Source organism: Nocardia flavorosea (assembly GCF_015477805.1).
Taxonomy (GTDB): Bacteria; Actinomycetota; Actinomycetes; order Mycobacteriales; family Mycobacteriaceae; genus Nocardia; species Nocardia flavorosea_A.
This window is the reverse complement of record NZ_JADLQL010000001.1, coordinates 405,741-418,665: the sequence shown is the minus strand read 5'-3', so window position 1 is coordinate 418,665 and position 12,925 is coordinate 405,741. Positions and strand designations below refer to the sequence as shown.

Below are 12,925 nucleotides of genomic sequence, written 5' to 3'. Positions count from 1 at the left end.
ACTCAGCTCGCGGTACGCGCCGCGGGCGCCACCTCGGCTCGCGGTACAGAACCGGTGGGTACCGCGAGATCGGGCTCGTCCGGGGGTGCGGATCGATCTGCCCGCCGGTGAACCAGCACACCGCACAACACCAGCAGCGCGCCCAGCGACCAGCCGGCCAGGACATCGGTCGCCCAGTGCACCCCGAGATAGACGCGGGACAGGCCCACCAGGCCGACGAACACCGCGGCGAGCGTCACCGTGCACCGCGCCGCGAGCCGATGCCGCAACCGCAGGTAGCACAGCACCGCGAGCACACCGGTTACCGCCACGGCGCCCGTACTGTGCCCGGACGGGAAGGCCGCACTGTCCACCGCGACCAGCCGGTGCTCGAGGGGCGGGCGTGCCCTGCCGATCAGCCCCTTGGACACCGGCACCAGGACCGCTGCGGCCGCGCCCACACCGGCTACGAGTGCCGCGTCGGCGCGCCGGCCGCGCCACAGCAGCCAGCCGCACGCTGTCAGCGCCAGCACCCACATGACCGCGGACCCGCCCGCGTGCGTAACCGCTACCGCGCCGGTGGTCAGGTTTTCGTCCCGTATCTCCAGGAACCACTCGTGGATCGCCGTGTCGGCTCCGGCCGCGGCCCCCGAGAGCACCGATCCGGTCAGCGTGGCGAATGCGGCGAGCAGCAGCACAGCGAACAAGACCATGCGTTTCACGATAGCCGCTGGACATTTGCCGCAAACCGGACAGGCCGCGCTGTGATCGGCTGCCCGGATCCGCCGGATCGAGCCTCGGCCCGGATTCACCGCGGCATTTTCGTGCATACGAGCCCCGCGGTCACCACCGCATTCCGGGAACGACGCGTCTGCGACCGGCGGCCGATACCCGCTCGGGCGGTCATAGGTCCGGCCGGATTGTCACGAACCGCGGGCCGCAATCTCAGACCGCCTGCTCGACCGGCGACTCGACTTTCGCAGGAACAGCGACGATCGGCTCGCCCCGGCAGGCGCGGGACGACCGGAGTTCATCAGCAGGACCGAATCGGAGAACCCGCCGCCCTGTTGAGCCGCGGCGAGCAATCCCCTGCCGGCCGGCCCGCGCGCTCAGGAACGGCATGGACGCGTGGGCGGCCGGCCTGTGGCCGCCGGACCCAAGCGTCCGGTGATACCGCATCCGACGAGACCGTTCACCGGCTGTCCTGTTTCCTATCCATCGGCAGGGCCGGTACCCACCCGGCCCGGCGGCGGGTGGCCGCAGATTAGTCTGGACGGGTGCATGAAGACCAGCGATCGGACGACAGCGGGCCCCGGATCTGGGGCGGCACCACGCTTTCGGAGCGCAGGCGGGCACGGCGTAGCGCGCTACTCGAAGCGGCGCTCGATCTGATCGGTGAGGCCGGCGCGGCCGGGGTCACCATGCGGGCGGTGTGCCGCCGGGCCAACCTCACCGACCGGTATTTCTACGAAAGTTTCGCCAGCCGCGACGAACTGCTCGATGTGCTGTACCGGCAGACGGCCGAGGACTTCCTGGAACCGATGACGGCGTTCGCCGTCGCCGATGATTCCTCCCGCGACCGGGCGCTGTCGGAGGCACTGGTGGACAAGGTGCTCGCCGACCCCCGGAAATCCCGGCTTTTCCTGGTCGAGCCCTATTCCAGCACCGGCCTGGGCCAGACCACCATCTCGGTGATGCCCGCCTTCACCCGGCTCATCCAGGACCACCTCTTCGCCCGGATCGACGATCCGGTGCGGCGCCGCCTCGCGGCGGTCACCATGGCCAGCGGGAACGCCGGAATGTTCTCGGCCTGGTTGAACGGGTCGCTGCGGGCGACGCGCGCGGAGATCGTCGACCATCTGGTCGCGATGCTGGGCGCCTACCGGACGCTCTACCAGTAACCTCACGAAGGCGGAAACCGCCGCCAGGCTTGGAGGTTCGGACGAATTGCGGGACGAAGTCATCGGGTCGACAGGTAAGCTGATCTCGCCGATCCGCGGCCCCGGGACGCTGGGTGAGGTCCTGGTCGCCGTCCGAGGGGGAACCGAAGGCTACATCGCGCGGGCGAGCGAAGCCATTGCGGCCGGGAGCACCGTGCTGGTCGTCGCGGTCGATTCCGGCCGTATCGCCGAGGTGGTGCCCTGGATACCCCTCGTCCCGGACCCGGCATCCGAGTAGACATACGCGAGGAGTTGTTCCGTGCTGGGTTATCACGTCCCCGATCCCGACGAGGCGATGCTGGTCAGCGGCGCCAAGAGCAGTGACGCCGCACCGTTTCGGGTGGTCATCGGCCGCGGCGCCTGGGTGATGCCGTTCTTCCGCAAGGTCCGGTATCTGTCGCTGGCCATGTTCGAGGCCGAGATCTCCGAACGCTGCGTCACCAAACAGGCCATTCAACTGCAGGTGCGGGCGGTTATCGCCTTCAAGGTCGCCAACGACACCGCCTCGATCGTGAATGCCGCGCAGCGTTTCCTCTCCGAACAGGAGCAGGAGATGTCGGTGCTCACCGGACGTATCTTCTCCGGCCATCTGCGGTCGATCGTCGGCTCGATGACAGTCGAGGAAATCATCCGCGAACGGCAGCGCCTGGCCGACGAGGTGCTGGTGGCCTCCAAGGTCGAGATGAGCAATATCGGCCTGTGGGTCGATTCGTTCCAGATCCAGTCCATCGACGACGGCGACCTCGGCTATATCTCCGCGCTGGCCGCACCGCACAATGCTGCCGTGCACCGCGACGCGCAGATCGCCAAATCGCAGGCGGCCCAGCGGGCGGCGGAGGCCGAACAGGAATCGCTGCGCAAACAGGCCGAGTACTCGCGCGAGACCTCGATCCTCAAAGCGAGCTACCAACGCGATATCGACAAGGCCGAAGCGGAAGCCGCCGCGGCCGGACCGCTGGCCGCGGCGCTGGCCCAGCAGGAGGTGCTCAGCGCGCAGGCCGCACAGGCCCGTAAGGAAGCCGATCTGCGCGAACAGCAGTTGCAGGCCGAAGTGGTCAAACCCGCGCAGGCCGAGGCCGACCGGGTCCGGATCCTGGCCGAGGCCGAAGCGAACCGCACCCGGATCCAGGCCGAGGCCGCGGCATCGAACAACCGGATCGCGCTCGATCAGATGCTGATCGAGCAGCTGCCGCTGATCGTGGAACAGGCCGCGCGGGGGCTGTCGAACGCGAATCTGACCGTGCTCAACGGGCCCGACGGAGTCGGCGAACTGCTCAACGGCATGGTCGGACAGGGGCTCACCGTGTTCAACTCCCTGCAAAAGGCGCTTATTACCGGCGACGAGGAAAAACGGGATATAGAGTGACCGCGTAACTGCGGCGAGGAGCGGTGTGGTGGCCAGCGGGAAATTGGTGTCGTTCGACGGAACGCGGGGATTCGGTTTCATCCGGCCCGAAGACGGTGGACCTGATGTATTCGTCCACGTCAACGATATCGGCCTCGGTGAGGACGAACTACGACAGGGACGGATCTTCGAATTCGAGGTCACCGAGGGCGACCGCGGGCCGAAGGCGATCAACCTCCGATCACCGCGGACGCCCGGACCCCGCCCCGAACCGGCCGGCGGCGGTTCCCGGCTCACCGCCGCCGAATACACGCGGCTCGTCACCGAACTACTGCTGGACGCCTCCCCGGCACTCACCGCCGGGGAGATCCTGGTGATCCGCGAACGGCTCACCGATTTCGCCGGCGTTCAGGGCTGGATCACGGACTGACGCGCGGATCCGCCGACTTGTCGGCGCGAACTCCTATGCTCGGGAGCGATGAATCGGCGTCGGCCGCGACGTCGATACGGGTGAGACCGCCCCGAGGAGGACCGCGTGGATCTACCGGTGATGCCGCCCGTCCGGCCCATGCTGGCCAAAACCGCGCCCGAGATCCCGCCGGGTCCCGGGCTCAGCTATGAACCCAAATGGGACGGATTCCGTTGCGTGGTCTTCCGCGACGGCGCCGAGATCGAACTCGGATCCCGCAATGACCGACCGTTGACCAGGTACTTTCCCGAGGTCGCGGAGCTGTTGCAGGCGGCGCTGCCGGATCGGTGCGTCGTGGACGGGGAAATCGTCGTCGTCACCGAGCACGGGCTCGATTTCGATGTTCTGCAGCAGCGCCTGCATCCGGCGGCATCGCGGGTCACCAAACTCGCCGCCGAGACACCGGCCAGTTTCGTCGCCTTCGACCTGCTCGCACTCGGCGATCGGGATCTCACCACCGCACCGTTCATCCAACGCCGCGGCCTGCTCGAATCGATCCTGGACACCGCGCCGGGCCGCGTGCACCTCACCCCGCTCACCGGTGATCCGGCACTGGCCCGGGACTGGTTCACCCGATTCGAGGGTGCCGGATTCGACGGGGTCATGGTGAAGGCGGACGACCAGCCGTATCAGCAGAACAAACGCGTCATGCTCAAGGTCAAGCACGAACGCACAGCCGACTGCGTGGTGGCGGGATTCCGCTGGCACAAGGACGGCGCCGGGGTGGGATCACTATTGCTCGGGCTCTTCGACGACGCGGGCGGTCTCCATCACGTGGGCGTCGCCAGTAGTTTCACCGCCGCCCGCCGAACAGAGCTGGTCGACGAGCTCGCCCCCTACCGGGAAGGCGCGCTGGACAACCATCCGTGGCGCGATTGGGCCGACGCCGCGGCGCAGGCCGCATCCGGTGGTTCGATGCCCGGCGGCATCAGCCGGTGGAGTGCCGGTAAGGATCTGTCCTGGGAGCCGCTGCGCACCGAACTGGTGGCCGAGGTCCGGTACGAACATGTGCAGTCCGGCCGGTTCCGGCACGGTGGCCGGCTGGTCCGGTTCCGTGCCGACCGCACGCCCGAATCGTGCACCTACGCGCAGCTCGAGGAAGTCGCCCCCGCCGAACTGCACGAAATCTTCGGGACCCCGGTGGTGAAATGAGCGAATCCGTCGAGATCGAAGCCGCCGGGCGGGTGCTGACGATCAGCAATCCCGGCAAGGTGTATTTCTCCCGCCGTGGCGAAACCAAACTCGATCTGGTGCGCTATTACCAGAGCGTCGCCGAGGCCTTCCTGCGCGTCAACGGCGGCCGTCCGCTGCTACTCGAGCGCTTTCCCGACGGGGCGTCGGGGAAATCGTGGTTCCAGAAGCGGGTACCGAAGTCGGCGCCGGACTGGCTGCACACCGTCGAAGTGTCCACCCCGAACGGCACCACCAGCGACGCGCTGGTGGCACACGATATGGCCCATGTGCTGTGGGCGGTGAACCAGGGGTGCCTGGGCTTCCACGTCTGGCCCAACCAGGCCGCGGAGTTGCCGATCGCCGACGAACTGCGGATCGATCTCGATCCCTCGCCGGGTATCGGGTTCGGCGAACTGCGGTCCGCGGCGCTGCGTACCCGCGAACTGTGTACCGAACTCGGAATCGAGACGTGGGTGAAAACCTCGGGATCCCGTGGCCTGCACCTGTATATCGCGCTGCAACCGCGCTGGGACGGCTACCAGGTGCGTGCCGCAGCCGTTGCACTGGCCCGCGAATTGGAGCGCCGGTACCCCGACGAAATCACCGCCCACTGGTGGAAAGAGGAGCGCGGCCGGCGGGTTTTCGTGGACTACAACCAGAACGCCCCGCACAAAACCGTTTTCGGGGCGTGGTGTGTGCGGCCCAAGGTCGGCGCGCAGGTGTCCACCCCGGTGCGGTGGTCCGAACTGGATACGGTCGTGCCCGAGGATCTGACGATCGCGACCGTACCCGCCCGGCTGGCCGAAACAGGCGATCCGTGGGCGGATCGTCCGCCGCAGTCCATCGAACCGCTGCTGGAATGGTCCGAGCGCGATCTGGCGGGCGGTCTCATGGACGCGCCGTGGCCACCGCAGTACCCGAAGATGCCGAACGAACCACCACGGGTTCAGCCCAGCCGCGCCCGTAGAGCCGATTCGTCCGGCTGAGCGGCCGGCCGGTGAGTCGCGGCGGTATCCGGAGGCGGGTGCGCAAGGTCGCCGGTCCCCGGGTCAGGAAACCCACAGTGTCCAGGCACCGTCCTCGCAGACCAACGCCAGGCCGGCGGCAGTGCGGGCGGTAGCGCCCGCAGCGGCGGCACAGGTCCCGTTTTCCTCGCGTACCGCCTCGGCGACCCGGTACGGCCCGGACCACTGATAGCCGGTGACCGATCCGGTGTCGGTCAGGCACAGCAGGATGCTGCCGTCCGTGGCCGCGCCGATCAGGGCGGGTTCGGGGCAGGCGGTGTCGTTTTCGGCCACCGGTACGGCGTTCTCGGGCGCAGCTCCGGTGGCCAGGGGCTGGGTGGGCGATGCCGGCGGTGCGCTGGGCGGTGCCGGAATCGAGACAGCGGTGGCACTTTCCAGTTCGCCGTCGGCGGGAACACCTGCGGCGGTCTCGGATCCCGTGGTCACTCCCAACGCATCGCCGACCCGGGAGTACATATCCGATACTCGCTCACCGGGCAGCACGAACCAGGCAACCAGCAATACCGCTTCCAGCGCACCGAGCAGGAACGCGGCGAACGCCATGAACCGGCCGCGTGGCCGGGTGAACGCGATCAGCCCGAAAACGATCGCGACCGGGAAGAGCAGGACCAGGGCCGCGACCAGCGCGATGACGGCGTACGGGTTGACGGCCGGCTCAGCGGTGCCGAAAGACGATTCGTCGTCGGCGTAGTCGAGGTCCTCGGGTTCCGCACGGAGTTCCGGCCGGCGCCGGCCCGTCCGCGGGGGTGGGCCGGCGTCACGGTCCGGCGGTACCTCCGGCCAGCGCTGCTCGCCCCAGCGCTGTGAATAAGCCATGCGCGATCCCTTTCGAACTGCTGCCGGGGAACCCGGAGCGGTCGACCCGCCCGGCAGTGCGCCAAGAATAAGCGGGATCGGTCCGGCCGTTGCGCGAAACGAGAGTTGTTCAGATCACAGTTGTCCATCCGACACGCCGTGATTGTCCATAACGATACCCGCCGCGGGGGTTCGGTTCTCCCCGTTCACTCGCGGAAGGGATTCGGTGACGAGAGTCGTGAGGACATCCACGAGCAGGGCATGCACCTGGTCGCGGGTCATCGTGCCGCGGGTCAGCCATTCACGTCCGGCGACCTTCACCAGCCCGCCGAAGGCCCGGACCATCGCCCGGCGCGGCTCCGCCGCCTCGGCATCGGACAGGCCGATCATCAGCAGCAGCCGCTGTGCCGCCGCATCGTCGGCCGCATCCAGGATCTGCTGCACCTCGGGATCGTCGCCCACTCCCTCGTGACTGGTGACCTTCACCCAGGTGCTGCCGTGCTCGGAAATGGTGTCCAGCAGCCAGCGGACACTGGCATCGATCCGTTCCCGGGTGCTGCCGGCCGGAACGCGTAGATCGTCGGGCCGGGGCAGGGTCACCATCCGGCGCACGACGGCGAGATATAGGTCGCGCTTGTTGCCGAAGTAGTGGTTGATCAGGCCGCGGGCCACCCCCGCGCGCTGCGCGAGTTCGGCGGTGGATACCGCGGCGTAGGGCCGCTCCCCGAACATCTCGATCGCCTTGGCCAGAATCTGCGCCCGGCGTTCGTCGGGTTCGAGGCGGCGGCGCCGCACCGGCGTCCCGGCTCCGTACGAAGCGGGTCCCGGGACGGCTTCCGGATCAGAGCCCACGGGCGATGAGATCCTTCATCACCTCATTACTGCCGGCAAGGATTCGCAGCACCCGGGCGCCGGTGTAGAGCTGCGAGATCGGGTATTCGGTCATATATCCGTAGCCGCCGAACAGCTGCAGGCAGCGGTCCACGACGATACCGAGTTGATCGGTGGACCAATACTTGGACATGGCCGCGGTCTGGATATCGAGTTCACCCGATAGGTGCCGGGTGATGCAGTCGTCGAGGAAAACCCGGTTGGTGCGCGCGATGGTCGCGCATTCGGCCAGTTCGAACCGGGTGTTCTGCATGGCGAAAAGCGGTTTGCCGAACGCCTCGCGCCCCTTGGTGTACTCCACGGTGAGTTCGACCGCGCGTTCCATCATCGCCACCGCCATGATCGCGGTGACGAGGCGCTCTTGGGCCAGCAGTTGCATCATCTGATAGAAGCCCTGCCCCTCGATACCGCCGAGCAGGTTCGCCGCCGGAACCCGCAGGCCGTCGAAGAACAGCTCTGCGGTGTCCTGGCCCTTCCCGCCGATCTTGGACAGGATCCGTCCCCGCGTGAAACCGGGGGTGTCGTCGCTCACCTCGGCGAACAGCAGTGACACCCCGGCCGCGCCCTTCTCGGGATCGGTCTTGGCGGCGATGATGATGCCGTCACACAGCCAGCCGTTGGAGATGAAAATTTTCGACCCGGTGATCACGTACTCGTCGCCTTCGCGCACCGCGCGGGTCTTGATGGCCTGCAGATCCGAACCGGTGCCCGGTTCGGTCATCCCGATCGACAGCACCATCTCGCCACTGGCGGCCTTGGGCAGAATCCGTTTCTTCAGCTCGTCGGATCCGAATTCGGCCAGGTACGGCGCAATGATCGAGCTGTGCACCGGGATACCGAGAGCACCGTCACCCGCGCGCACCTGCTCTTCGATGATGGCCGCTTCATGGGCGAAGGTGCCGCCACCGCCGCCGAATTCCTCGGCGACCGCGGGACACAGCAGGCCCAGTTCACCGGCCCGCCGGTACAGCGCCTTGTCCGGGTGGCCCTGTTCGATGAACCGATCCTCGTGCGGCACCACTTCCTTTTCGAAGTAGGTGCGGGCGAGTTCCCGTACCGCCTCGACCTCGTCGTCGCTCCACGCGGGGCGTGCCATATCCGCATCCTTCGGCTCGTGATCACCAGCCCGGCACGTGGAGTGCCGGATCGTTCCGGAACGACTTTCCCGCACTATTGGCGCGATGTCAACGAAGGGTCGCGGGGGCGTTCACGCCCGGTCGCGGCCGTGCCCGCCCGCCTTGCCACAATGGTGGGCACGCTTTCCCAGCTCACGAAGGACATCCCCGCACCGATGGCCGCGACCAGCATCGACCCGAACGACCTCGCCACCTGTCTGCACGTACTCGAACAAGCAGGCCGGCTGGACCCCGGCCACCCGGACTCGGTCACGGTCCAGCGCGCCGTCGGCGGCATGTTCAAGGAACTCAAACGGCGGCGTCGCATCGCCGCCCGGCAGGCCAAACTCGATGCCGATCGTGCGGTGGTGGCCGCCACCGCCACCGGGTCGCCGAACCGGATCGACGACGAAACGGCCGGTATCCCGATCAGCTCGGCCACCACCGGTGCCTCGGCCGGCACTCTGCTGCGGGCACGCGGCTGCTACATCTGCAAGGAGAAGTACACCCGCGTCGACGCTTTCTACCACCAGCTGTGCCCGGACTGCGCCGCGATGAGCCACGGCCGCCGCGACGCCCGCACGGATCTGTCCGGCCGCCGTGCGCTCCTGACCGGCGGACGCGCGAAGATCGGTATGTACATCGCGTTGCGACTACTGCGCGACGGCGCGCACACCACCGTCACCACCCGGTTCCCCAACGACGCCATCCGCCGCTTCGCCGCCCAGCCCGACAGTGCCGACTGGCTGCACCGGCTGCGCATTGTCGGCATCGATCTCCGTGATCCCGCCCAGGTCGTGGCGCTCGCCGACGATGTCGCGGCGCAGGGGCCGCTCGATATCCTCATCAACAATGCCGCGCAGACCGTCCGCCGCTCCCCCGGCGCCTACAGCGCCCTGGCCGCTGCCGAATCCGATCCGCTGCCCGCCGGCGAACTGCCCGAAACGGTGATCTTCGGCCAGACCACCCGTGCCCATCCGACCGCCCTGACCGCCTCGCTCACGCCGGACCTCACCGGCGCCGATGTGGCCGAACTGGCATTGGTGGCCGGATCGGCCACCCCGGATCGGATCGCCCGCGGGGTCGCCATCGATGCCGGCGGGCTGGTCCCCGACCTGGCTCACACCAACAGCTGGGTGCATACGGTCGGCGAGGTCGATCCCACCGAATTACTGGAAGTGCAGCTGTGCAATTCGGTGGCGCCGTTCATTCTGGTATCCCGGCTGCGCCCGGCACTGGCCGCGGCGGCGGCCCGCCGCAAGTACGTGGTGAACGTGTCGGCCATGGAAGGCCAGTTCTCGCGTGGTTACAAAGGTCCGGGGCACCCGCACACCAATATGGCCAAGGCGGCCCTGAACATGCTGACCCGCACCAGCGCCGGCGAGATGTTCGAATCCGACCGGATCCTGATGACGGCGGTGGACACCGGCTGGATCACCGACGAACGCCCGCACTACACCAAGGTCCGGTTGGCCGACGAGGGCTTCCACGCCCCGCTGGACCTGGTGGACGGCGCGGCCCGAGTCTACGATCCGATCGTGCGCGGCGAGGCGGGCGTCGATCTGTACGGCTGTTTCCTGAAGGACTACCGGCCCTCACCCTGGTGATTCCGGCGCGGCTACCGCGCTCAGGACATACCCTGGAAGGGTGTGGTACCGGCTGCTCGCCGATCTGACCGCCGCCGTGCATGTGCTGTTCATCGGCTACGTGGTGGCGGGAGGTTTTGTCGCCTGGCGGCTGCCGCGCACGATCTGGTTGCACGGCGCGGCGGCGGCCTGGGGGTTCGGTACCGTCCTGATCGGCTACGACTGTCCGCTCACGTATGCCGAGAACTGGGCGCGCGAACGCGCCGGATTGCAGGGCCTGCCACCGGAAGGATTCATCGACTATTACTTGACCGGCGTCATCTACCCCGAGAGCATGCTCGCCGAGGTGCGCATACTGGTCGCGGTCTGCGTGCTGGTGTCGTGGGCGGGCTGGTGGTGGCGGGCCCGGCGCCATCCCGGGCGGCCCACCGCGCGCAACCTCGTCTGAACTGTTCACCACCTGTGGTGACGGTGTGATGAAAATCGCTGTGCCAACCGGTAACTCGCGGATCGCCCGCGCCGCACGCCAGTACGCTCGGAGCAGTGGATGTGGGAGCACGGCTGGTTCGTGATTACGAGGACGGTGTGGGCGTTGCCGCGTCGGCCCCGGTGGAATGGCCCGATCCCGGGCGGTGTCTCGCCGCCACCCTGCCGGTATGGGGATTGGCCGCCGGCTCCGTCCGGGCCTTTACCGCAGCGGCCGACCGTTACCGCACAACGGCGGGGACGGCGCCGATCCGCCATCGCCTCGACCCGGAACGCATCGCCGCGTCGTTCACCAGCGACCGGCTACTGCGAATCGACGGGGCCCCGGTCGCAGGTTTCGCCGATCTGTCCGGTTTCTTCCCCACCTTCGACGGTTGGGTGCGCACGCATGCGAACTATCCGCATCATCGCGCCCGTCTCTTGGCCGCGCTCGAACTGCCCGCCGATGCGCCCGTCGAGCAGGCCGAATCCCAGATCGCGATGATCCGGGCGGCCGATCTCGAGGAACTGGCGGCGGCCCGCGGCGCGATAGCGGTCCGGGTACGCGACGAGGCACAGTGGCGAGCTCATCCGCAGGCGCGGTCGGCCGCGGCCGGCCCCCTGGTCGCAGTCGTGGAACGATCGGACCGGCGGCGCTACACCCTGCCGGTATCCGGCACCCCGTATCAGCCGCTGCAGGGGGTGCGGGTACTCGACCTGACCCGGGTGATCGCCGGTCCGGTGGCCACCCGGGCGCTGGCACTGCTCGGGGCCGAAGTCCTGCGGGTGGACCCGCCCGGACTGCCCGAGATTCTGTGGCAGTTCACCGATACCGGACAGGGCAAGCACTCGGCCCTACTGGATCTGCGCACAGCGAATGCGCACTGGGAGAGCCTGCTGGACACCGCGGACGTCCTGGTCACGGGTTACCGGCCCGGTGCGCTCGAACGGCTGGGCCTGACCGGCCGGCCGGGACTGGTCCACGCCCGGGTGAGCGCCTGGGGGTTCACCGGGCCATGGGCGGGCCGGCGCGGTTTCGACAGTATCGTGCAGGCCGCCACCGGGATCGCGGTCGTCGAGGGCGCGTCCGCCGTCCCGGGCGCGCTCCCTGCCCAGGCGCTCGATCACGCCTCCGGTTATCTGCTCGCGGCCGGTATCGTCGACGCACTCGCCGCCCGGACCGGCGACGGGTTCGGCCGTGATGTCCGGGTCTCACTCGCCCGGACCGCCACCTGGCTGCTGTCCGAACGCGGCCGTACGCCCGACCATCCCGCACCGGCAGTGCCCGGCCCGCACAGCACGGTAACGCATGGGCGGATCGTCACCGCCGCACCCGCACTGGCCGAATTCCCCGACTATCCGTTCCCGGCGACGGGTTACGGTCGCGCCGAACCTCGATGGTCGGAGACACCGGTCCGCGAACCACGATGAACCGGTCGCCGTCCGGCGTACCCGCGCCGGCTACGTGCGGGCACCCGGATCCGGTATCACCGCTGACCGCGCACCCACTCGACGACCGGTCCCGCCCGGCCGGCCGCGGCGCCGAACGCTGCCGCGCGTTCACGACCCGGCTGCACACCGACGAACAATCCCGACGGAAGGTCATCGGGCGGTACCGCCACCAGGGGCGAGGACCGGCCACAATTACGGCGTTCACCCGGACTCGGGCAGATGCGAGGCCGCGCGGCATGCGCTGTGCGCGGCACTCGTCCGGCGGCGCCGCGGAAGACGCCACGACGACACCGGGCTTGCGATCGGGACGGCACCGGAAGGCCGGCGCCGATGGGCGAGGTCAGAGCCCGGTGGACAACTGCATCACGACCTTGTCCTGGGTGATCTCGCGGACCGTCAGGTCCAGGCCCTGGGCGGATTCGGTCGACCCCATCGGCACGGTGACCTCCTGCCCCGCGACCTTCAGCGTCACCACATTGCCCTGCACCGCGGCGAGTTCGGCGTCCACGCCGAGAACGCTGATCTTCGCGTCCACGCCGCGATCGAAGGTTACGGTGCAACCTCGGACATCACATTCGCTCGTCGCGCCCGCGCCGGTGGTGGTGCAGGCGGAAACTCCCAGTGACAGCGCGGCCACGAACCCGGCTACGGCGAACAACCGTCGAACATACATGCGATCAGTGTAGAGAC

General features: G+C 68.4%; 14 protein-coding genes. 9 read left to right on the top strand and 5 right to left on the bottom strand.

The features are described from left to right. Positions 1 to 2 precede the first annotated feature (2 nt). Complete coding sequence (locus IU448_RS01955; protein ID WP_195053766.1) at positions 3 to 692, bottom strand: phosphatase PAP2 family protein; 690 nt, start codon at positions 690 to 692, stop codon at positions 3 to 5. Between the two features lie 564 nt (positions 693 to 1,256). Between IU448_RS01955 and IU448_RS01950 the strand changes: the two genes are divergently transcribed. The 6 genes from IU448_RS01950 to ligD all read left to right on the top strand — a co-directional run bounded on the left by IU448_RS01950 (position 1,257) and on the right by ligD (position 5,892). Further along, on the top strand, positions 1,257 to 1,880 hold the full coding sequence (locus IU448_RS01950; RefSeq protein WP_195053765.1) for a TetR/AcrR family transcriptional regulator: 624 nt from the start codon (positions 1,257 to 1,259) through the stop codon (positions 1,878 to 1,880). Between the two features lie 46 nt (positions 1,881 to 1,926). Continuing rightward, positions 1,927 to 2,157, top strand: a complete 231-nt coding sequence (locus tag IU448_RS01945) for a hypothetical protein (RefSeq protein WP_228811989.1) — start codon at positions 1,927 to 1,929, stop codon at positions 2,155 to 2,157. Between the two features lie 21 nt (positions 2,158 to 2,178). Next, the gene (locus IU448_RS01940; RefSeq protein WP_195053764.1) at positions 2,179 to 3,285 is read left to right on the top strand and encodes an SPFH domain-containing protein; all 1,107 of its coding nucleotides are present in this window, start codon (positions 2,179 to 2,181) and stop codon (positions 3,283 to 3,285) included. Positions 3,286 to 3,310: 25 nt separating this feature from the next. After that, the gene (locus tag IU448_RS01935; RefSeq protein WP_280457377.1) at positions 3,311 to 3,694 is read left to right on the top strand and encodes a cold shock domain-containing protein; all 384 of its coding nucleotides are present in this window, start codon (positions 3,311 to 3,313) and stop codon (positions 3,692 to 3,694) included. Positions 3,695 to 3,799: 105 nt separating this feature from the next. Further along, the gene (locus IU448_RS01930; RefSeq protein ID WP_280457378.1) at positions 3,800 to 4,885 is read left to right on the top strand and encodes an ATP-dependent DNA ligase; all 1,086 of its coding nucleotides are present in this window, start codon (positions 3,800 to 3,802) and stop codon (positions 4,883 to 4,885) included. Continuing rightward, positions 4,882 to 5,892, top strand: coding sequence for a non-homologous end-joining DNA ligase (gene ligD, locus IU448_RS01925; RefSeq protein WP_195053762.1), 1,011 nt, complete (start codon positions 4,882 to 4,884; stop codon positions 5,890 to 5,892). The genes IU448_RS01930 and ligD overlap by 4 nt, the downstream gene beginning before the upstream one ends. Positions 5,893 to 5,955: 63 nt before the next feature. On the opposite strand, the gene IU448_RS01920 is transcribed toward ligD, so the two are convergent. The 3 genes from IU448_RS01920 to IU448_RS01910 all read right to left on the bottom strand — a co-directional run bounded on the left by IU448_RS01920 (position 5,956) and on the right by IU448_RS01910 (position 8,713). After that, the gene (locus IU448_RS01920; protein ID WP_195053761.1) at positions 5,956 to 6,747 is read right to left on the bottom strand and encodes a hypothetical protein; all 792 of its coding nucleotides are present in this window, start codon (positions 6,745 to 6,747) and stop codon (positions 5,956 to 5,958) included. Between the two features lie 114 nt (positions 6,748 to 6,861). After that, positions 6,862 to 7,578, bottom strand: a complete 717-nt coding sequence (locus IU448_RS01915) for a TetR/AcrR family transcriptional regulator (protein WP_195053760.1) — start codon at positions 7,576 to 7,578, stop codon at positions 6,862 to 6,864. Beyond that, a complete protein-coding gene (locus IU448_RS01910; protein WP_195053759.1) occupies positions 7,568 to 8,713 on the bottom strand; it encodes an acyl-CoA dehydrogenase family protein in 1,146 nt (381 codons plus the stop codon). The genes IU448_RS01915 and IU448_RS01910 overlap by 11 nt, the downstream gene beginning before the upstream one ends. Positions 8,714 to 8,908: 195 nt before the next feature. Between IU448_RS01910 and IU448_RS01905 the strand changes: the two genes are divergently transcribed. The 3 genes from IU448_RS01905 (at position 8,909) to IU448_RS01895 (ending at position 12,214) form a co-directional block, all read left to right on the top strand. Further along, positions 8,909 to 10,339, top strand: coding sequence for an SDR family NAD(P)-dependent oxidoreductase (locus IU448_RS01905; protein WP_195054970.1), 1,431 nt, complete (start codon positions 8,909 to 8,911; stop codon positions 10,337 to 10,339). Positions 10,340 to 10,379: 40 nt separating this feature from the next. Then, on the top strand, positions 10,380 to 10,766 hold the full coding sequence (locus IU448_RS01900; protein ID WP_195053758.1) for a DUF2784 domain-containing protein: 387 nt from the start codon (positions 10,380 to 10,382) through the stop codon (positions 10,764 to 10,766). A 95-nt stretch (positions 10,767 to 10,861) separates the two neighbouring features. Continuing rightward, the gene (locus tag IU448_RS01895; RefSeq protein ID WP_195053757.1) at positions 10,862 to 12,214 is read left to right on the top strand and encodes a CoA transferase; all 1,353 of its coding nucleotides are present in this window, start codon (positions 10,862 to 10,864) and stop codon (positions 12,212 to 12,214) included. Positions 12,215 to 12,575: 361 nt separating this feature from the next. Here IU448_RS01895 and IU448_RS01890 read toward each other — a convergent pair whose 3' ends face one another. Then, a complete protein-coding gene (locus IU448_RS01890) occupies positions 12,576 to 12,908 on the bottom strand; it encodes a hypothetical protein (protein ID WP_195053756.1) in 333 nt (110 codons plus the stop codon). Between the last annotated feature and the right edge of the window lie 17 nt (positions 12,909 to 12,925).

Coding starts and splice junctions, on each gene's coding strand:
- IU448_RS01955 (WP_195053766.1), bottom strand. CDS start 692: ATGGTCTTGTTCGCTGTGCTGCTGCTCGCCGCATTCGCCACGCTGACC.
- ligD (WP_195053762.1), top strand. CDS start 4,882: ATGAGCGAATCCGTCGAGATCGAAGCCGCCGGGCGGGTGCTGACGATC.
- IU448_RS01920 (WP_195053761.1), bottom strand. CDS start 6,747: ATGGCTTATTCACAGCGCTGGGGCGAGCAGCGCTGGCCGGAGGTACCG.
- IU448_RS01910 (WP_195053759.1), bottom strand. CDS start 8,713: ATGGCACGCCCCGCGTGGAGCGACGACGAGGTCGAGGCGGTACGGGAA.
- IU448_RS01905 (WP_195054970.1), top strand. CDS start 8,909: ATGGCCGCGACCAGCATCGACCCGAACGACCTCGCCACCTGTCTGCAC.
- IU448_RS01890 (WP_195053756.1), bottom strand. CDS start 12,908: ATGTATGTTCGACGGTTGTTCGCCGTAGCCGGGTTCGTGGCCGCGCTG.